The following is a 19,031-nucleotide window of genomic DNA, read 5'->3' as shown; positions in this document are numbered from 1 at the left end:
CGGGACCGCCTTGACGCACCGATTGGTTCAGCAATTGGTGCAGACGGTCTCGGCGTCGCGCTGCTTGAAGAAATACTCCCGCCCGATCGTGATCGACTTTACTCCGGACGAGGCAATGTCGGGCATGAACATCAACAATTCATGCGGGATGGAAAGTTCGACGTGGATGAGAAAGCTGTTTTCCACCAGCAGGCGCGTCGGAACGGTGACCGGTGAACCCACCGCATAGGGTCTCTGATTTTTCTCATCCCAGGACCAGGTGATTTTCGCCTGTTTTTGCGCGTCGATCTTGATGCCGCTGATCTTCAGCTGCAGACCCTTGGTGCTGTAGGGCGCAAACACGGCGGCTGCGACGTCCTGCATTCCCGTGAGATAGGTCTTATCGACGGAACCTGTTTTCGATATCAGATCATTGATGGAGGCTGCGGCGGTGCTTGCCCGCTTGTAGGTATTGTATCCGATCGTTAATTCGAAAGAGGTTAGATAAAGCGCAAGCAATATCGGAAAGAGGATCGCGAACTCCACCGCGCCCACGCCACGGCGATCTTTGGCAAAGCGTGAAACGAGCGCCACCAGGCGTCGTTTGCCGTTTGCCGCAACGGACACCAGCCCTGCCATCATGAGCCCCCGCCTGTGATGTATTTCTCATTCATGAACGCATTTGTCGCGACGATGAGGAAATGTGAGGGCATTGATCCATCGGCCGGACGTATTTTTGTGAGATATGGCCGGATGATATCGGCAACGACACGCCAGCGATAATAGACACGCAACATGTTGATGGTTTCCGGCCCGCCCGGCGTGAAGCCGAATTGAGCGGTATCGAGATCGTAATATTCGCCATAGGCCTTCAGCGGTATCGTGGTCGGAATATCCTTGAAGGCGGCAAAGGAGCGAAGGTCGATATAGAGCTTCTGTTCTTTATCGATCTCATCCGAGCAGGTAATCATCACTGAAACTTCGTCGCAGAAACTCTTGCGGAAATCCTCTTTCGAAATCGAGCTGCTGATTTGCCCTGTGCGCAAACGCCGCGCCATGGTCTCGGTGGCGTTGGCGACGACCTGTTCCGCCATCAAGGCGACGAAGGTCTCGATGATCGCAAAGACGACGAGGAAATAGGGTATTGCGAGTATCGCGAATTCGATAGCCGCTGTCCCGTCGCGCGAGACTCCCAATTTTTCCAGCAATGGCTTCAGTCTGGCCAGTCGCATGAGGCGATATCGATCTCTAAGAATATGCGGCGAGCGCAACCGTTGAATTTGTTGCGGACCATAACCACCCGATGTTTAAAATCAGTTACTTCGATAAACTATACTTTAGTGATTTCCAAAATCGATACGACGCATAAAAAGCCCGGCACAGGGCCGGGCTTTGTTGATTGCGAAAGGTAGGCTTATTCCGCGTCTGCCTTGGAGAGAACCTCAAGCGTGGGTGTCGAGGTGATATTGTAACCGCAATCCACGTAATGACATTCGCCGGTCACGCCGCGCGACAGGCTGGACAGCAGATAAAGTGCGGATCCGCCGATATCGTCGATGTCAGCCGTCCGCCGCAGCGGTGCATTTTTCTGGTTCCACGCGTAGATAGCGCGTGCATCCGAGATGCCGGCACCTGCCAGCGTGCGGACCGGGCCGGCCGAAATGGCGTTGACGCGGATATCGCGCGGGCCGTAATCGGCGGCGAGATAACGCACGGACGCCTCGAGAGCCGCCTTGGCGACGCCCATGACATTGTAGTTCGGAATGACGCGCTGCGAACCATTATAGGTCAGCGTCAGCATGGAGCCACCATTGGTCATCAACTCAGCAGCGCGCTTGGCGATTTCCGTGAAAGAGAAGCAGGAGATGACCATGGTGCGGCTGAAATTCTCGCGCGTCGTATCCGCGTAGAGGCCTTTCAGCTCGTTCTTGTCGGAAAAGCCGATGGCATGGACGATGAAATCCAGCGAGCCCCATTTTTCGCGGATGGTCGCGAACAAGGCGTCGACCGAGGCGATATCCTCGACATCGCATGGCACGATGAAATCGGAACCGAGTTCGGCGGCGAGCGGTTTCACACGCTTGCCGAGCGCTTCCCCCTGATAGGTGAAAGCCAGCTCCGCGCCCTGTGCTGCAAGCGCCTTGGAGATACCCCAGGCGATCGAATGATTGTTTGCGACGCCCATGATGAGGCCGCGTTTACCCTGCATGATGCCGTTCATGGGCAATTATCCGTTATGACGCTGGAAGACGAGCGTGGCGTTGGTGCCGCCGAAGCCGAAGGAATTGGAAAGGATGGTGTCGATCTTGGCGTTGTCGATGCGGTTGCGAACGATCGGAACGCCCGCAAATTCCGGATCGAGCTCGGAAATATGCGCGCTCTCGCCGATGAAGCGTTCCTGCATCATCAAGAGGCCGTAGATCGATTCCTGCACGCCGGCCGCACCAAGCGAATGGCCGGTGAGAGACTTGGTCGACTGGATGTGGGGGATCTTGTCGCCGAAAACTTCGCGGATCGCGCCGATTTCCTTGCTGTCGCCGACCGGCGTCGAGGTGCCGTGGGTGTTGATGTAGTCAATGTCGCCCTTCACGGTGGCAAGCGCCTGCCGCATGCAGCGGATCGCACCTTCGCCTGACGGGGCAACCATGTCGTAACCGTCCGAGGTCGCGCCATAACCGACAATTTCGGCATAGATTTTTGCACCGCGTGCCTTCGCATGCTCCAGCTCTTCCAGAACCAGAACGCCCGCACCGCCGGCGATGACGAAGCCGTCGCGGTTGACGTCATAGGCGCGCGAGGCGACGTCGGGTGTTTCGTTGTATTTGGACGACATCGCGCCCATGGCGTCGAAAAGGTTCGACATCGACCAGTCGAGATCCTCGTGGCCGCCGGCGAACATCACGTCCTGCTTGCCCCACTGGATCATTTCGGCGGCGTTGCCGATGCAGTGCGCCGAGGTGGAGCAGGCCGAAGAGATGGAGTAGTTGACACCGTGGATCTTGAACCAGGTCGCGAGCGTGGCCGAAGCGGTGGAGGACATGGCCTTCGGCACGGCAAAGGGACCGATGCGCTTCGGGCTGTTGTTCTTCAGCGTGATATCGGCGGCCTCAACGATGGTGCGGGTGGAAGGACCGCCCGAACCCATGATGATGCCGGTGCGCTCATTGCCGCTGATGTCGCTCTCCTCGAGACCGGAATCGGCGATTGCCTGCTTCATGGCGACGTGGTTCCAAGCGCCGCCTTGCGACAGGAAGCGCATGGCGCGACGATCGACCAGATCGGTGGGGTCCAGAGACGGCTTGCCCCAGACCTGGCACTTGAAACCGTGTTCGGCAAAATCCGGCGAAAAAGAAATGCCGGATTTGGCATTGCGCAGCGACGCGGTGACCTCAGCGGCATCACCGCCGATGGAGGAAACAATACCGAGGCCGGTGACAACAACTCGTCTCATCAAAGGGACCTTTTCTTTAGATTTCGGCTGGGCGACTTAAGGCCGTCCGGCGTTTGTCTCGATTATTTCGTCTGCCTCAGGCAGACTTTTCCTTGGACAGGCCGACCCGCAGATCCGATGCCTGATAAATGGTTTCACCATCCGCCTTCAGCCAGCCATCGGCGGTGCCAAGCACCAGACGGCCGCGCATCACGCGCTTGAAATCAATACCATATTGCAGGAGCTTGGTGTGAGGGCGAACCATGCCCTTAAATTTCACTTCGCCGGTGGAAAGCGCCATGCCGCGGCCTTCTTCGCCAAGCCAGCCGAGGAAGAAGCCGGTCAGCTGCCACATGCCGTCAAGGCCGAGGCAGCCCGGCATGATCGGGTTGCCCTGGAAATGGCAGGGGAAATACCAGTCGTCGGGGCTGACATCGTATTCGGCGCGGATAAAACCTTTATCGAACGCGCCACCGGTTTCGGAAATTTCGGTGATGCGATGGACCATGAGCATGGGGGGCAATGGGAGCTGTGCATTTCCCGGGCCGAACAATTCGCCGCGACCGCAGGACAGGATCTCCTCGTAATTGTAACTTGATTGCCTCGTTGCCATACCGCTTTCACTTCCCCAATCACTGGTGTTGAACGACTTCACTAGAGCAAGTTAGGTTCAAAATGAAGCGCTGCAAGGGCAGAGGCGGTTTCGCCCCCATTCTTTGTCTTCAGAACCTTCTTTGCCGAAGTCATTACCTCAATATGCCGTCCGCATACAGGAACCATCCGGCTGGAACCAGAGGAAATTTGCAGGAATGGCCGGTTTGCAGCCATTTGCGACACGCAGCGGCGCTGAAACTATTGAAAGCAATCCCTGCAAAAGATATATGCTATTGCAATTGACGGGTTTCATACCCCTGTTTGGAATGGGATGGCATGGCATTTGACGCCACATTGGATATCGGAACGAGGCTGCGGCGCTCGGGGCTGCGGCCCACGCGCCAGCGCGTTGCTTTGGGCGATCTTCTCTTCGCAAAGGGTGATCGCCACCTGACGGTCGAGGAGCTGCATGACGAGGCGGTCACCGCTGGCGTGCCCGTTTCTCTCGCCACGGTCTACAACACGCTGCACCAGTTTACCGAAGCCGGCCTTATCCGAGTTCTGGCCGTCGAAGGTGCGCGCACCTACTTCGACACTAACGTCTCGGACCACCATCACTTCTTCGTGGAAGGTGAGAACGAGGTTCTCGATATTCCCGTCAACAATCTTCAGATCGACAATCTGCCGGAAGCGCCCGAGGGCATGGAAATCGCCCATGTGGACGTGGTGATCCGCCTTCGCCGCAAGCGCGGCTGACGCTTCTATCTGATGACGGATATGAAAATGGCGCCGAAGGGCGCCATTTCTGTTTTCAGCGTCTCTTTCGACAGGTCACTTCATCACGTCTTCCGGCCGTCTGCCGGGCTTGGCCTTATAGGGTGGGAAAGTCCAGCCGAACAGCAACGCACCGGAGCGCACGGATAAGGCTGTCAGGAAACCCGCGGCGGATGCGGCATAAAGCGGTGCGCCGAAGAAATAGACGATAATGAAGGTGGAGGAACCCAGAAGCGCGCAGGTGATATAGATTTCCGGGCGCAACAGAACGGAAGGCTCCCCGGCCATAATATCGCGCAGCACCCCTCCGAATGTCGCCGTCAGAACGCCTGTGACGATGGCGACGGTTGCCGAGCCGCTCGCGGCAAGGCCCTTGGCTGCTCCCATGACGCAATAGGCGGACAGGCCGAGGGCATCGAGCCAGATCAGTACGCGATAACGGGATTCGAAAAGATGCGCGGTGAAGAACAGCAGAACCGCGACCGAGACGCAGACGAGAATATAGGTGGGGTTTATCACCCAGAATACTGGCGTTCTGCCCAGTACCAGATCGCGCACCGTACCGCCGCCGATGCCGGTTGCTGCTGCGAAAAACAGGAAGCCGATCAGATCCAGCTGTTTGCGCGAGGCGGCGAGTGCGCCGGTTGCGGCAAACACGGCGACGCCGGCATAATCGAGAAAACCGAGAAGTGTCATGAAAAGGTTCCTCCCGGAACACGGGCAGCGAACACGTCAGTGTCGCGCAAGCACTAAACTCTAGGCTGGCCGCCCGGATGATCGCAACATCCATAACTCAAACGGATGCAAAGGAAAATGCCGTGCGAATCGCTCTCGTTGCCGCTCTTCAGGCGCTGGTTCTCTTGATGTTCCCGGTGGCGCTCGCGGCGCAGCAGCAGCTGGTGAACGATCCGGAGATTTACGAGAAGGATCATTTCCGCAACGAATGCAGGGCGGCGGCCTTCGGCGACGATTTCGTTACACGGCTGGATATCAACAATGACGGGCTGATGGATGCCGTTGTCAATCATGGCGTTCTGGATTGCGACGGCGAAAAAGGCCGCGCCTGCGACGACGAGGGATGCCCCTATAATTTCTATGTCCAGGTGAAAGAGGGCGGCTATCTGATGATCGCGACGGCCCGGATTTACGGTTATGATTTCATCAAGCGGTTCGGCAACATGGTTTTCGTGCTGAAGATGCATCCGCGTTATTGCGAGCGTACCGACAAGGAACCCTGCCTGATGACGGTGCGGGTCCGCGGCACGAAATTCGTCACCATCTCGCGAAAGTGACGACGACGATTTTCAGGGCGAAATTCGCCGGATTTTGACCCTTTGATTGTAGCGCTGGCGAAGCGAGCGCGGAATGATGAAGGTGGCGATGGCGACGGTGAAAACCGTGGCCGCAACCACCCAAAGGGCATTCGATTGCAGCGTGGCGGCGAGAACGGCGCCGCAGATCGCGCCGCATATCATGCCAAGCCATGGCACGATCTGAATGCCCCAGTCGAGGCTCCGCTCGCCGAGAAGAAAACGGCCGATGCCGCGGCCGAAGCGGGAAAGCGCGCCGGTCACATAGGTAAGCCCGATCGGCAGTCCCTCAATGTGCTCAACGGCGGCGTTGACCATGCCCATGGCGAAAACGACGAGGTAAAACTGCGCAAGAGCGGACGTCTCGCCGCCGAGCAGCGCGGCAATTGTTACCAGCAGTCCCACCGCCATCAGAACGGCGAAGATGCGCCGGTCGAACTTATGCGCCACCACGATGCCGCCGGCATTGCCCGCCACGAAGGCAACGATTGCGAAAAGCAGCTTCGCGGCATGGGAATAGAGGCCAGCCTCCATCGAGACTGCGGCGCGCGTGGTGTTACCGGTCATGAACGACACGAAGTCACCTGAAATATGCAGGCCCACCGCATCCGTCATGCCCGCGATGAAGGAAATGGCGGCAACCAGCGCAATTCCGGTTCCGGTTCGCCTTGCCCTGATGATACTGCGGCGTCTTTGTCTGGTCATGGAGAGCTCGATATGGAAAAACGGCGGGCCTGTGGGTGGGGCCGTGTTATCCTATGTCTAAAATGCCGGACGGTACATTTGCAATCGTTCTGGAGGCGCTCTGGAACCTCTATTTTGTCTAGACAAATACAAAATCCCTGCCTACCATGCCTCAAATAAAGCGAAAAACAACATCGCACAAAAATAAATCAAAAGGGGTTCAGATCATGAAGAAAACATGGGTTCTCGCCACAGTCGCCGCGCTCTTTTCATCCGCTTCCGCCTATGCCGAGACGTCGGTAACGATCGGGATGTCCGGCTGGACCGGTTTTGCGCCGCTGACGCTCGCTAAACAGGCCGGCATTTTCGAAAAGAATGGCCTCAAGGTCGATATCAAGAAAATACCGCAGGCGAGCCGCCATCTGGCTCTTGCTTCCGGTGACATCCAGTGCGCAGCCACCACAGTGGAAACATGGATTGCCTGGAACGCCAATGGCGTGAAATCTACCCAGATTTTCCAGATGGATAAATCGCATGGCGCCGATGGCATCGCCGTGCGCAGTGATGTGGCAAAGGTCGAAGACCTGAAAGGCAAGACGGTTGCCGCTTCCGCGCCGGGCACTTCGCCTTATTTCTTCCTTGCCTGGATCCTCAAGGAAAACGGGCTCACCCTGAAGGACGTCAAGGTCGTCAACCTCGAACCGGGGCCGGCCGCGCAGGCGTTCGTTGCCGGTCAAAATGACGCGGCCATGACCTACGAGCCCTATCTGTCCACTGTCCGCGCCGCCCCTGACAAGGGTAAAATCCTTGCCACGACGCTGGATTATCCCGCCGTCATGGATACGTTCGGTTGCACCCCGGATTTCCTGAAGGCCAATCCGCAGGCGGCGAAAGCCCTGGCGGACAGCTATTTCCAGGCCCTCGAACTCATCAAGGCCGATCCCGAAAAGTCCTATGCGACGATGGGCGCGGATGTGAAGCAGACCGGCGAGGCCTTTGCCGCTTCGGCAAAGTTCCTCGAATGGCAGGACAAGGCCGCCAACCAGAAGTTTTTCGAGGGTGAATTCAAGACATTCTCGGAAAAATCGGCGGATCTGCTGCTGGAAATCGGCGTGATAAAGTCGAAACCCGATCTTTCGACACTCGCGGATACGTCCTTCATCAAGTAACAGAAAAGGCGGCCGCATTCCCTGCAGGGAATCTAGCAGCCAAAGACAGGTGAGTGCGTCGATTGTGCGTCACGAAACGCGCATGGCGTTCTAATGGCGCGGCAAAGGTGCCGCGCCGGTTTTCCGGACAGGCGACAGATGCAACCTCTTCAACCCATCAGGAACAGCACGAGAATTGCTCTCGGCATCCTGTTCTTCGTGCTGTTTTTTTTCGCCTGGGGCTTTGCCACGCTGGGCGGTTTCGTATCGGCGACCTTTCTGGCTGACCCCATCACCATGCTGAAGGACGGCATCTACCTCCTCACCGATCAGGGGTTTGCCAGTGATATAGGCATGACGATCTGGCGCGTGGTGGGCGGTTTTGTGCTGGCCTCGGTCGTCGCGGTGCCGGTCGGCATCGCCATGGGGGCCTATAAGCCCATTGAGGCGCTACTGGAACCTTTCGTCTCCTTCGCGCGCTATCTGCCTGCTTCCGCTTTCGTGCCGCTCCTCATTCTCTGGGCCGGCATCGGCGAGATGCAGAAGCTGCTGGTGATCTTCATTGGCGCGGTTTTCCAGATCATCCTGATGGTGGCCGTGGCTGTCGCCGGCACGCGGCGTGATCTGGTGGAGGCCGCCTATACGCTGGGTGCGAAGGATCGGGGTGTTGTTCGCCGTGTTCTCATTCCTGCCAACGCGCCCGATATCGCGGAAATCCTCCGTCTCGTTCTCGGCTGGGCCTGGACCTATGTCATTGTCGCGGAACTGATCGGCGCCTCCTCGGGCATCGGTTATATGATCATCAACAGCCAGGCGCTGATGGCGACCGGGCAGATCATCTTCGGCATCATCGTCATCGGCATTATCGGTCTTATTTCGGATTTCGCGTTCAAATCGTTGAACCGGAAGCTTTTCGCCTGGAGGCTTGCCTGATGAACGAGCTCGTTATCAAGGGCGTCAGCCGCACCTTTCCGGGCGTGCAGGGCGGGCAGCCGACACTGGCCTTGCAGCCCACCGATCTGGAAATCCCCCGCAATGATTTCGTCACCATCCTCGGCCCGTCGGGATGCGGAAAATCCACCTTGCTGCGCATCATCGCCGGTCTCGACCGTCCGACAACCGGCGAAGTCCTGCTGTCCGGCAAGGCGGTGACGGGCCCGGGGGCGGATCGCGGCATGGTGTTCCAGTCCTACACCCTGTTTCCCTGGCTGACGATCCGCGAAAACGTCGCCTTCGGCCTGCGCGAACGCGGCGTGGCCGAGACGGAAAAATGGGAGATCGTCGATAGCTATATCGACAAGGTCGGCCTGCGCGGTTTCGAAAATCATTGGCCGAAACAATTGTCTGGCGGCATGCAGCAAAGAACGGCCATTGCCCGTGCGCTCGCGAACGGCCCGAAAATTCTGCTGCTCGATGAGCCTTTCGGCGCTCTCGACAACCAGACACGCGGTCTGATGCAGGAGTTGCTGCTCGGCATATGGGAGCGTGAGCAGAAGACAGTCATTTTCGTCACCCATGATATCGAAGAGGCGGTCTTCATGGCGTCGCGTGTGGTGACCATGTCCGCAAGGCCGGGTCGCATCAAGTCGATCATGCCGGTCGACCTGCCGCATCCGCGTCACTACACGATCAAGGCCAGTCCGGAATTTTCGCAGCTGCGCGCGAAGCTTACGGAGGAAATCCGCAGTGAGGCGATTGCCGCTGCGGCCCATGGATAGGCGAAAGGGGAGGATAAAGGCATCGGGATGAGAAGTGCTGGCGCCGATCTTCAAGAAAAATCGTTGCATGAGCGCATCCGCAATGATGTCGAGCGCCACATCATGTCGGGCGAATGGCCGCCGGGTTATCGCATTCCCTTCGAACATGAGATGACCAGGCAATATGCCTGTTCACGCATGACGGTGAACAAGGCTCTCGGTGAATTGGTGCAGCGCGGACTCATCGAAAGACGCCGCCGGCTTGGCACTTTCGTTCGCCAACCCCATGCGCAATCCGCCGTTCTGGAAATCCACGATATTGAACGGGAGGTGCAGGCGCTGGGTCTCGTCTACAGTTACCATCTCGACAAACGCCGGCTGCGTCCTGCGGGGGAAAAAGACGGTGCGGCCATGGCGCTTGCTGCCGACGCCCAGATCCTGGAACTTACCTGCACGCATTTCGCTGGCGGCGTTCCCTTTTGCCTTGAGGAACGCATCATCAATGTTACCGCCGTTCCGGATGCGGAAGCTGCGGATTTTTCACAGATCGGGCCGGGGACGTGGCTGCTGAAAATGGTGCCCTGGAGCGCTGCCGAACACCGCATCAGCGCTGTTTCGGCCGACCGTAAAAATGCGGCGGCGCTTGGTATTGCCTCCGGTGCTGCCTGTCTGGTCATCGATCGACGGACGTGGCATGGGGCGGATTATGTCACCCGCGTCCGTGTCACCTATCCTGGTGACCGCCATGCGCTCGTCGCACAGTTTTCGCCCTCGCAGAACAGCTGAAAGTCGTCGATCGGTCAATTTTTTGTAAAGAAGAGTTTACGAGTCGTCTTTTGACAATATAATAGTTGTCAAAGGAACTCAGGTTTATTATCGGAACGTCAAGCTTTCACGACGGCATCCGTTCAAGGCCCCGGTTTTCAACAACCGGTCAATCTGCGGATGAGTTCATCGACGGAAATCCGGGATAAAATTATGTCAGCTGAGACCTCAACTTCTTCCGCATCCTTCAACAAGGCAAACACAACAAGGCATATCTCCCTTGCCATGGCTGTCACCTTGCTGGCCGGCTTGAATGCCGGCGCGGTTTTCGCTCAGACGGCGCCGGAAACCCAGGCACAGCCCGCACCGCAATCAGAAGCGGTTCAGCCGACAACTCCTGTAACGCCGAGCGCTCCGGCCGCCGCGCCAGTCCAGCCTTCCGCGACGGCGCCGGGACAGCCGGCTGCCACCGCGCCCTCGCAGCCTCAGTCAACTCAGCCCGCAGCAGTTCAGTCTGCACCCGCTCAGCCTGCGACGAATACCGCACCGGGAGCCGAAGGCCTGGCGCCGCAGCCGGCGCAAACCGAGCAACCCGCACAGACGGGCCAGACGACCGCGCCGAATGAAGCCGCGACCCCGATAGAGCCTCTCGGCACCGAACCCGCGAGCGCTGAACATCGAGCGGATATCCCGCACAACCTTTCTCCCTGGGGCATGTTTATGGCGGCCGACTGGGTCGTGAAGGGTGTCATGATCGGTCTTGCCTTCGCATCGCTGGTCACCTGGACGGTCTGGGTCGCGAAGTCTATCGAGCTTGCGGGTGCTCGGGTGCGCGCCGGCTCGACGCTCAAGGTCATTCGCAAGGCAAAAACTCTGACTGAGGCCACCGAAGCGGTTGAAAAGAAGGGCGGTCCGGCAGCCTTGATGCTGCGCATGGCAACCCATGAAATGCAGCTTTCCGATGCGGTGGTCGACCATACTGATGGCGGCGGTATCAAGGAACGTGTCTCTTCGGCGCTCTCGCGTATCGAAACCCATGCGGGCCGCCGCATGTCGCGCGGGACGGGTGTTCTGGCGACCATCGGTTCCACTGCTCCCTTCGTCGGTCTGTTCGGCACCGTCTGGGGCATCATGAACTCCTTCATCAGCATTTCGGAATCGCAGACGACCAATCTTGCCGTCGTCGCGCCGGGCATTGCCGAAGCGCTGCTCGCCACCGCCATCGGCCTTGTCGCCGCTATTCCGGCTGTCGTCATCTACAATGTCTTCGCCCGCTCGATCACCGGTTACCGCCATCTGCTGGCGGATGCCGCAGCCGGCGTGGAGCGCCTTGTCAGCCGCGACCTCGATTTCCGCCGCATTCCGCCGGGCAGCGCCAGCAAGCCCGCAGTATCGCTGGTTGGACGGTGATCGGCCATGGCTGGCGGTATTCGCGAAAATAACGGAGACGATCTCTCCGAAAACCACGAGATCAATGTCACGCCCTTTATTGACGTGATGCTGGTTCTGCTCATCATCTTCATGGTGGCGGCGCCGCTCGCCACCGTCGATGTGAATGTCGATCTGCCGGCATCCACTGCCAAACCGGCGGAGCGCCCGGAAGAGCCGCTTTATCTGACCGTCAAGGACGATCTGTCGCTCAATCTGGGAAATGATGCGGTTGCCCGCGAAGAATTGGCCGCCGCCATCGACCGGCAGACGGGCGGCAAGAAGGATACGCGCATCTTCCTGCGGGCCGACAAGGCCGTCGACTACGGCCACTTCATGGAAATCATGAACCTGCTGAGAGATGCCGGCTATCTGAAGATCGCCCTTGTAGGGCTGGAAAACGCGGCTGCCGCATCGCAGCCCGCTACCGTTGGCCAACCCGCAGCGCCGGGAACCGCGCCATGAGTGAAAACGGCTACCCGCAGGCCCGCCATTCCCGTCTCGGGGAAGTGACGCTGTGGTCCGCCGCGGCGCTGCTCATGCTGGGCGTTCACGCCGGTTTTGCCTATTATCTGATGCAGGAGCCCGAGGAGGTGGATGCCGGTGGGCCACCACCTGCAGCAATCATGATCGAAATGGCGGCGATACCGGAAGCCGTCCACACCGAAGAAACGACGCAGGCGCAGGATGTCGAAGACGCCGAAGAGGTAAAGAGCGACAGCATCGAACCGGTGGAGGAAGCCGCTCCGGAAGAGCCGCCGCCACCGGAGCCGGTTGCGGAAACGCCGCCGCCAGAGCCGGTGCAGTTGCCCGAACCGCCCGTCGAGGAGATCGTCGAACCGCAGGAAATTCCCGAACCCGTCGAGCCGGTCGATCCCGTTCAGGAGCAGATGATGGCGGAACTCGACAATATCGAGGTTCCTCTGCCCGTCATGCGCCCTCCGCCGTCACCTGTTGAAAAGAAGGTGGAAAAGAAAGAGCCGGAAGAGAAAAAGAAGGTCGAGCGCCAGCGTCCCAAACGGCAGCAGGCCTCGGACTTTCGCGAAACGGCAAAAGCTGAAGCGCAGCAGTCCGACCGGACGGCGGCATCGCGCAGCAACGCCGGCTTCTTCTCGTCATCGTCCGCCTCACCGGCGAAATGGGGGGCGAAGGTCCGCTCGCATATTCAACGGCGCAAGCCCCGGTCTCTGCGTAGTGATGCTATGACCGCGACGGTTCGCTTCCGGGTCAACGATGCTGGCGCCATCAGCGGTGTCAGCGTTGTGCAGTCTACGGGAGATTCCTCTATCGACCAGCAGATTGCGGCATGGATTCAGAGCGCATCACCTGTGCCTGCTCCACCTCCGGACGCAAACAAAACGATCACACTGCCGATCAGCATCCGCTAGGCCGTCCCGCTTGGGGCGCACCCGCTATTCCGCGCGTACGGCGCGGTTTGCGCGCGAATAACATTTCGCGAATGTTTTCGATGGTGTAGGTCTTGGAGACTTTACGAGCAGAGGCATTCCGGAATGAAATTCTCAATCGCAGAGGCGGAGGATCTCGTATCCTCTATCTTTGAGCGCAACGGCGTTCTGCCGCAAAACGCCCGTTCGGTGGCAAAGGCACTCGTCGCCTCCGAGGCGGCCGGTCAAGGTGGTCACGGTTTTCGCCGTATCCCCGTTTATGTCCGGCAGGCGCGGGTTGGAAAGGTCGATGGCGAGGCGCGTCCGGCAGCGACCCGCGTGAAGCCGGGCGTACTCTCGGTTGACGCCAACCACGGTTATGCCTATCCGGCGATCGATTGCGCTCTCGAGGAATTGCCTGAAATGGCCCGGCAGCAGGGCATTGCGCTTGCCGCAATCCACCGCTCCCATCATGCAGGCGTTATGGCGCTGACCGTCGAGCGGATCGCCGAAATGGGCCTTGTTGCACTCATGTTCGCCAACGCGCCGGCATCCATGGCGCCCTGGGGCGGCAACAAACCGCTTTATGGAACCAACCCAATCGCCTTCGCCACGCCCGTCAGCGGCGCCGATCCGCTGGTCATCGATCTCGCGCTCTCCAAGGTCGCTCGCGGGAAGATCATGGCCGCCCGCCAGAAGGGTGAAACGATACCCGGCGACTGGGCGCTCGACCGAAACGGCCGGCCGACGACCGATCCCGAAGAGGCAATAGAGGGAACCATGGTGCCCGCGGGCGAGGCCAAGGGCGCTGCGCTGGCATTGATGGTGGAGATCATGGCCGCCGCGATTACCGGCGGGAACTTCGCATTCCAGGCTTCTTCGCTTCTGGACGACAAGGGAGCGCCACCCTCTCTTGGCCACACGATCATCGCCATAGACCCGGTATCGTCAGGCGGCGCGACCTTTACCGAGCGGTTGGCGCTTATCGCCGGCGAGATAGAAAAGCAGGAAAATGTGCGTCTGCCCGGCCGCCGCAGTCAGGGGATTCGCAAACAGGCACTGGAAAGCGGCATCGTGATCGAAAGCGATATTCTGGCCGAAATTCAATCGCTCTGATGTGATGATAAAAACCCGGCGGGTCGAATATGACCCGCCGGGCAAACCGTACATGGCTGCTTTACATTCGCGTCGATAGGGCCGGGCATCATGTCCGGTCCGCTTTGGTCCGCCATCCCGCCACTGATATGGAAGGATTTTGACGCAGAAAGCCGCTCATTCGGTTTTCAGCTTACGGGAGGAGACGTTTCGCGTAAGCTTGAATATAAGGGCGGCGACTATGCCTCTTGCTCGATCAGGCCGCGCAGCAATGCGATGCTGACGGCGTTCAGCAGATTGGCCGCACCCAGCCTGTGTCGCACGCGCTCAAGAGTATCCTTTACGTCCGCCTCGTCAGCACCCGTCATCAAGGCGACATGGGAGGGATGCTTGCCCCTCGCGACCAGACCCAGATAATGCCGCTCACGCTCCGAAAGGATAATTTCACGCGTTTGGCGATGTTCATGCGGTGTATTTGAAGACATTTTCTTTCAGCCTTAAAATAGATTGGCCTTTCCGGCGCACGATCAGGCAATGATTCATTCCCCGAAACCAGCTCGTTTACCGCTCTGTCTACACGCGAACAGAAACGCTAAATTCGCCAATAGGTTTCATTCGGCATTGGGAATTACGCAATAAAAGCTGGCTTCCCAGCCAGTCGATCCCGGCGCGGACGCTCTATTCTTGAGCATTGAGAGGAACTGCGACACCGATATCGCCAGAGACAAAATCGATCTTGCGGAAAATGCAGCTTCAAGGCCCTGGAATGTTTTCGTCACGCCTTGGGGATATGCGGCGCTCTAATAGGTGATATGCCTCACCGATAGAATAACATCGCGCGCCAAGTTTTCCGTTTTACTGTTATGTTTCGGCACATATTGCGATGGTCTCCGACATATTTCTTAAATTTGATGCGTCATTGCGAAATATTGATGCCGTCAAACATGTATTATCCGGCGGAATGATGCGCGTGTTTCTTGCGAATATCCGTCGGTGTCGCCCCGAACCAGCGGGAGACGGAACGCGAAAACGCACCGGGCGTCGAATAACCGAGCCTGTAACTAATGTCGGAGACAGGAAGATCGCTTTCCACGAGAAGCTTGAAACCGGCATTTTTGCGAATGGCGTCCTTTATCTCGTTGAGATTGGTGCCGAGCTCTGCGAGCCGCCGTTGAAAACTGCGTTCCGACAGGTTGAAATAAGGAGCGATCTCACCGAGTGAAAGCTCGGTATCCGATAGGCGCATCTGCATGTACCGCTTTACCTGATCAATGAAATGGGTCGCATCCGCCGATGTTTCCGGTCGCAACATGCGGCATTGCAGGTTCATCAACTCGAACAGCCGCTCATCCGCAGCCGGATTGACCACATCGAGAAGCGATATCGGAAGACGCATGGTATGGATCGGTTGGGAAAAACTGACGCGCCTGGTCATTCTTTCTTTAAATAGCTGAATATTATCCGGTTTCGGCCGCTCCAGACCGATCTCTATCTGGTTGATACGGTCTCCGAGAATATCACGCAGACGCTGCACCAGGATGGCAAGGGACAAATCCACATATTGATCGCGTTTGGCGATAACCGGCGCGAAAGACCATGACAGGGTTACCTGCGTGGCATCCGTTACCATGGTGAAATTGCTGTTGTTGGTGGCGTAATAGACATGGTCCTGAAGAAAACGAAGGAACGCCCGTACCGTCGGTGCGCTGATCAGCCCATATCCGAACGCGCCGGATGCACCCGCCGGAAAGGTGGAGGCGCATTGCAGACCGAAGGCGTCGTCGCCGGAAATCAGTGCGCAGGTTTCGAGCAGGCGGGAAAATCTATCGAGGCTGATGCGTTCCGTCAGGCTGCTGAATGTGGCTGGATCAATGTCCAAAGCCGCGCATATCGGCACGATATCGATGCCCCGGGACCGGGCATAATTGCTGACGCCGGCAGCCAGACCGGCCACCACAGTTATCTCGTCACTGACCCTCTTTTCGGGCATCCCTCGCCTTGGCGTACCATGTTTGGAAATTGTCGCCTGATGGTAAGCTTTGAGAGAGCGTTTGTCGAGCAGCCCGGCTTCGGGATTTTAAGTGCGATTGGTGTCTGCGCTTTGCTCCAGCACCTGCATGATGGCTTGGCCGGCATCTTCGATAGCGCCGCTATTATCGACGGTCGTAACGTCGAAATCTCCATTGACGTTCAGCGAGCTGCGTTCCAGCCGCCGGAGAATATCGTCCCGGCTTTCCCGCCCGCGCTGCTCCAGCCGCCTTGCCAGCACATCCGGCCGGGCAACGATATTCACGACCTTAAGACGGGAAAAGGCGGTTCCGAATTGCGGCAGGGCGGAACGTGAACCGTTGGCGATGACCACGTCTCCCACATTGAGATGATGGTAGACAGCGGCCGGGATGCCATATTTCAGCCCATGCGCCTGCCAGGATACCGCGAAGGCGCCCGCATCTTCCAACCGGTTGAACTCGTGCATCGAAACGGCATCGTGGTTTTCACCTCCGGCATCGCCGCTGCGGGTAATGACGCGGCGGGTGAAATGAAAGCCCGGCCGTCCACACAATCGCGCTGCCGCGTACTCCATCAGCGTATCCTTGCCGGCCCCACTGGGGCCGACAACCACGATCATCGTACCCGGCGATTGCTCGCGCCGATTATCCTGCCCATCATCGTTCATGCCACGCGCTTGCCCTGACGCCAGACGGAACGGGCGACCGGCACACCGTCCTCGCGGTGAACCCGGACCAGATCGGCCCGCAATCCCGTCGCGATACGACCGCGATCAAGAAGGCCGACGGTGCGCGCCGGCGTGGCGGTGACCATGCGCAGCGCTTCCGGCAGGCTGATGGCTTCCACCTGATCGGCGAGCAGGAATGGCGCAAAGAGTAGGCTGAAGGGCACGTAGTCGGAAGAAAGAACATCCAGAACGCCGATCTCGGCAAGATCGCGGGCGGCTATGTTGCCGGAGTGGGACTTGCCGCGAACGATGTTCGGGGCACCCATCAGCACGCTCATGCCGGCGCTGTGCGAGGCTTTTGCGGCTTCGACGCTGGTTGGGAATTCCGCCAGTTTCACGCCGTGGCCGATAGCCTCGCCGACATGCGCTTCGGTGGCGTCGTCATGGCTTGCTACGGTAATGCCGCGCTCGGCGCAGCGGGCGGCCAGATAATCGCGGTGCTTGGCGGAATATTCGGCCGACGCCGCCTGCCGACGCCGCACGAACTCTGCGAAAGCCTCGTCGCTCAGCCCGCGCTTCTTCTGGTAATAGAATATATATTGATCCATCGACTGGAACTGGCGCTGCCCTGGGGAATGGTCCATCAGGGAAATCAGCCGCACGCGCGGATCGGTTTCGAAGTCTTCGAAATGTTCTAGCACATCCGAGGAGGCGACCTCACAGCGCAGATGCAGCAGATGATCCGAACGAAGGCGATTCTGATCGGCCGCGGCCTCGATGGCGTCAGCCATTTCGCGCATTTCACCCTTCTTGAAGCCGCCGTCTTCATCTGAACCGAGCCGCAGGCAGTCGAATACGGTGGTGATGCCGGAAGCTGCCACCTGTGCATCATGGGCCTGAATGGCGGCGATTTTGTCCCAGATTACCCCGGGGCGCGGCGAATAATGTTGCTCGAGATGGTCGGTATGCAGTTCCACCAGACCCGGGATCAAATAATCACCTTCCAGGTCTTCGCCGGTTTTGGAGGCGCCTGCGCTGATATCGGCGATCTTGCCGTCACGGATCAGGACGGAGCCCAGAATAATATCGTCTTCCAGAACGATACGGGCATTGGAAAGGGCGTGCTCGGTCATGGGGTCGCATCTTTCTTTGGAGGCTGGCCAAGGGGGCGCCAGCTATGAACGGTAAATGGCGCGCCGCGCGTTTCTTCAATGAACAAGGCGAGGCCGGAAATGCTGAGGGGTCGATCGGTGAATTCGGAAAACCGCGCCGAAAGCACCTTGTGCATGGCGGGCTGCTCGCTCTCGTCGATGCGGCCGGTCAGCGTCATATGAAAACGGAAATCATCCATGACATGCGGATAACCCCAGAGAGATAGATTCTGCCGCTGGCTCTCCGTTAGCATCTGTGGCCGCCGACGGGCAATATCTGTCTCGGACAGGGGCGCGCGAAACCGGTCGAAATGATCGACGATCTCGGCGGCAAAATCCTGCAGCGGCTGATAGGTGCGGTCCGGGACCAGTGCAAAAAAGGGCCCGAGTGCACCGACGACGACGCGCGGAATTTCGAAGGTGGACTGGCTGGCCGCGAAATCTTCGAAGGCCGTTAGCAGTTCCGCTTCGCTGTATTTTTCGGCAAGCTCGAAAGGAGCCTTCAGGGTCGCGTGGAAACCGTAACGGCGTGGCTCCTCCGTGATCTCGGCATAGTCGTCGTGGTCGTCATGCAGCGTGCCGGAAAATGCGTTGCGGCCCAGCCAGCGTGACGCGGCCTCCGTCAGCGGGTGATCTTTAGCCGGAGAAAAATAGATGGCATAGCGCACGGCAAGCACTCTTCAGTGTCATGGGAGACCAGGGATGAGAAGCTATTTGGCGTGACTCGCCGGCTTCCCGCAAGGTCAGGAGTGCGAGGTAATTGGTTTCCGTGACAGAATGATGATGCCGAGGGAAAAAAGCGCATTGGAAATGCGGCAGGCTTCCTAATGTGCTGAAGACACAGGCGGAGATGATGACGACCGGCATAAATCGGGACTGCGCGGGTGTCTGGCGGAGATGACGACCATCGTTAC

Annotated in this window: 22 protein-coding genes; 10 read left to right on the top strand and 12 right to left on the bottom strand. The window is 58.5% G+C overall.

Annotation, left to right across the window (positions count from 1 at the left end; genetic code table 11):
- Positions 1–27 precede the first annotated feature (27 nt).
- The 5 genes from BS627_RS18135 to fabA all read right to left on the bottom strand — a co-directional run bounded on the left by BS627_RS18135 (position 28) and on the right by fabA (position 4,022).
- Positions 28–621 (bottom strand): TadE/TadG family type IV pilus assembly protein, encoded by a 594-nt coding sequence (locus BS627_RS18135; protein WP_089153267.1) that lies wholly within the window; start codon positions 619–621, stop codon positions 28–30.
- The gene (locus BS627_RS18130) at positions 618–1,211 is read right to left on the bottom strand and encodes a TadE/TadG family type IV pilus assembly protein (protein WP_077984555.1); all 594 of its coding nucleotides are present in this window, start codon (positions 1,209–1,211) and stop codon (positions 618–620) included. Before BS627_RS18130 ends, BS627_RS18135 begins: the two co-directional genes overlap by 4 nt.
- A 182-nt stretch (positions 1,212–1,393) precedes the next feature.
- The gene (fabI, locus tag BS627_RS18125) at positions 1,394–2,200 is read right to left on the bottom strand and encodes an enoyl-ACP reductase FabI (protein WP_077984554.1); all 807 of its coding nucleotides are present in this window, start codon (positions 2,198–2,200) and stop codon (positions 1,394–1,396) included.
- A gap of 6 nt (positions 2,201–2,206) precedes the next feature.
- Entirely contained in the window at positions 2,207–3,430 is a 1,224-nt protein-coding gene (gene fabB / locus BS627_RS18120; protein ID WP_077984553.1) for a beta-ketoacyl-ACP synthase I, read from the bottom strand.
- A gap of 76 nt (positions 3,431–3,506) precedes the next feature.
- Entirely contained in the window at positions 3,507–4,022 is a 516-nt protein-coding gene (gene fabA, locus BS627_RS18115; RefSeq protein ID WP_077984552.1) for a 3-hydroxyacyl-[acyl-carrier-protein] dehydratase FabA, read from the bottom strand.
- A gap of 317 nt (positions 4,023–4,339) precedes the next feature.
- Here fabA and irrA point away from each other — a divergent pair, with 317 nt between their 5' ends.
- The gene (irrA, locus tag BS627_RS18105) at positions 4,340–4,759 is read left to right on the top strand and encodes an iron response transcriptional regulator IrrA (protein ID WP_003507276.1); all 420 of its coding nucleotides are present in this window, start codon (positions 4,340–4,342) and stop codon (positions 4,757–4,759) included.
- 75 nt (positions 4,760–4,834) lie between these two features.
- Here the strand turns inward: irrA and BS627_RS18100 are convergent, their stop codons facing one another.
- A complete protein-coding gene (locus BS627_RS18100; protein ID WP_077984550.1) occupies positions 4,835–5,473 on the bottom strand; it encodes a trimeric intracellular cation channel family protein in 639 nt (212 codons plus the stop codon).
- Positions 5,474–5,550: 77 nt separating this feature from the next.
- Here BS627_RS18100 and BS627_RS18095 point away from each other — a divergent pair, with 77 nt between their 5' ends.
- Entirely contained in the window at positions 5,551–6,069 is a 519-nt protein-coding gene (locus tag BS627_RS18095) for a hypothetical protein (protein WP_077984549.1), read from the top strand.
- A 12-nt stretch (positions 6,070–6,081) separates the two neighbouring features.
- Here BS627_RS18095 and BS627_RS18090 read toward each other — a convergent pair whose 3' ends face one another.
- Complete coding sequence (locus BS627_RS18090; RefSeq protein WP_077984548.1) at positions 6,082–6,792, bottom strand: YoaK family protein; 711 nt, start codon at positions 6,790–6,792, stop codon at positions 6,082–6,084.
- A 206-nt stretch (positions 6,793–6,998) separates the two neighbouring features.
- Here BS627_RS18090 and BS627_RS18085 point away from each other — a divergent pair, with 206 nt between their 5' ends.
- The 8 genes from BS627_RS18085 (at position 6,999) to BS627_RS18050 (ending at position 14,310) form a co-directional block, all read left to right on the top strand.
- On the top strand, positions 6,999–7,940 hold the full coding sequence (locus BS627_RS18085; RefSeq protein ID WP_162520586.1) for an ABC transporter substrate-binding protein: 942 nt from the start codon (positions 6,999–7,001) through the stop codon (positions 7,938–7,940).
- Positions 7,941–8,078: 138 nt separating this feature from the next.
- The gene (locus BS627_RS18080; protein WP_077984546.1) at positions 8,079–8,852 is read left to right on the top strand and encodes an ABC transporter permease; all 774 of its coding nucleotides are present in this window, start codon (positions 8,079–8,081) and stop codon (positions 8,850–8,852) included.
- Positions 8,852–9,637 carry an ABC transporter ATP-binding protein gene (locus tag BS627_RS18075; protein WP_077984545.1) on the top strand — a complete coding sequence of 262 codons (786 nt, stop codon included), beginning with the start codon at positions 8,852–8,854 and terminating at the stop codon, positions 9,635–9,637. The genes BS627_RS18080 and BS627_RS18075 overlap by 1 nt, the downstream gene beginning before the upstream one ends.
- 27 nt (positions 9,638–9,664) lie before the next feature.
- Positions 9,665–10,402 carry a histidine utilization repressor gene (gene hutC / locus BS627_RS18070; RefSeq protein WP_077984544.1) on the top strand — a complete coding sequence of 246 codons (738 nt, stop codon included), beginning with the start codon at positions 9,665–9,667 and terminating at the stop codon, positions 10,400–10,402.
- A 192-nt stretch (positions 10,403–10,594) separates the two neighbouring features.
- Complete coding sequence (gene exbB, locus BS627_RS18065) at positions 10,595–11,791, top strand: tonB-system energizer ExbB (protein WP_165691306.1); 1,197 nt, start codon at positions 10,595–10,597, stop codon at positions 11,789–11,791.
- A 6-nt stretch (positions 11,792–11,797) separates the two neighbouring features.
- A complete protein-coding gene (gene exbD, locus BS627_RS18060; RefSeq protein ID WP_077984543.1) occupies positions 11,798–12,274 on the top strand; it encodes a TonB system transport protein ExbD in 477 nt (158 codons plus the stop codon).
- Positions 12,271–13,197, top strand: coding sequence for a TonB family protein (locus BS627_RS18055; protein WP_077984542.1), 927 nt, complete (start codon positions 12,271–12,273; stop codon positions 13,195–13,197). The genes exbD and BS627_RS18055 overlap by 4 nt, the downstream gene beginning before the upstream one ends.
- 123 nt (positions 13,198–13,320) lie before the next feature.
- Entirely contained in the window at positions 13,321–14,310 is a 990-nt protein-coding gene (locus tag BS627_RS18050; RefSeq protein WP_077984541.1) for an Ldh family oxidoreductase, read from the top strand.
- Between the two features lie 218 nt (positions 14,311–14,528).
- Here BS627_RS18050 and BS627_RS18045 read toward each other — a convergent pair whose 3' ends face one another.
- The 5 genes from BS627_RS18045 to BS627_RS18025 all read right to left on the bottom strand — a co-directional run bounded on the left by BS627_RS18045 (position 14,529) and on the right by BS627_RS18025 (position 18,794).
- Positions 14,529–14,774 (bottom strand): helix-turn-helix domain-containing protein, encoded by a 246-nt coding sequence (locus tag BS627_RS18045; RefSeq protein WP_077984540.1) that lies wholly within the window; start codon positions 14,772–14,774, stop codon positions 14,529–14,531.
- 464 nt (positions 14,775–15,238) lie between these two features.
- Positions 15,239–16,279 (bottom strand): AraC family transcriptional regulator, encoded by a 1,041-nt coding sequence (locus BS627_RS18040; RefSeq protein WP_077984539.1) that lies wholly within the window; start codon positions 16,277–16,279, stop codon positions 15,239–15,241.
- Positions 16,280–16,366: 87 nt separating this feature from the next.
- The gene (gene phnN / locus BS627_RS18035) at positions 16,367–16,966 is read right to left on the bottom strand and encodes a phosphonate metabolism protein/1,5-bisphosphokinase (PRPP-forming) PhnN (protein WP_165691305.1); all 600 of its coding nucleotides are present in this window, start codon (positions 16,964–16,966) and stop codon (positions 16,367–16,369) included.
- On the bottom strand, positions 16,963–18,099 hold the full coding sequence (locus tag BS627_RS18030; protein ID WP_077984538.1) for an alpha-D-ribose 1-methylphosphonate 5-triphosphate diphosphatase: 1,137 nt from the start codon (positions 18,097–18,099) through the stop codon (positions 16,963–16,965). Before BS627_RS18030 ends, phnN begins: the two co-directional genes overlap by 4 nt.
- Positions 18,096–18,794 (bottom strand): DUF1045 domain-containing protein, encoded by a 699-nt coding sequence (locus BS627_RS18025; protein WP_170985425.1) that lies wholly within the window; start codon positions 18,792–18,794, stop codon positions 18,096–18,098. Before BS627_RS18025 ends, BS627_RS18030 begins: the two co-directional genes overlap by 4 nt.
- Positions 18,795–19,031 lie beyond the last annotated feature (237 nt).

It is taken from the genome of Agrobacterium salinitolerans (genome assembly GCF_002008225.1).
GTDB classification, from domain to species: Bacteria; Pseudomonadota; Alphaproteobacteria; order Rhizobiales; family Rhizobiaceae; genus Agrobacterium; species Agrobacterium salinitolerans.
This window is presented reverse-complemented; position numbering and strand designations above follow the sequence as displayed.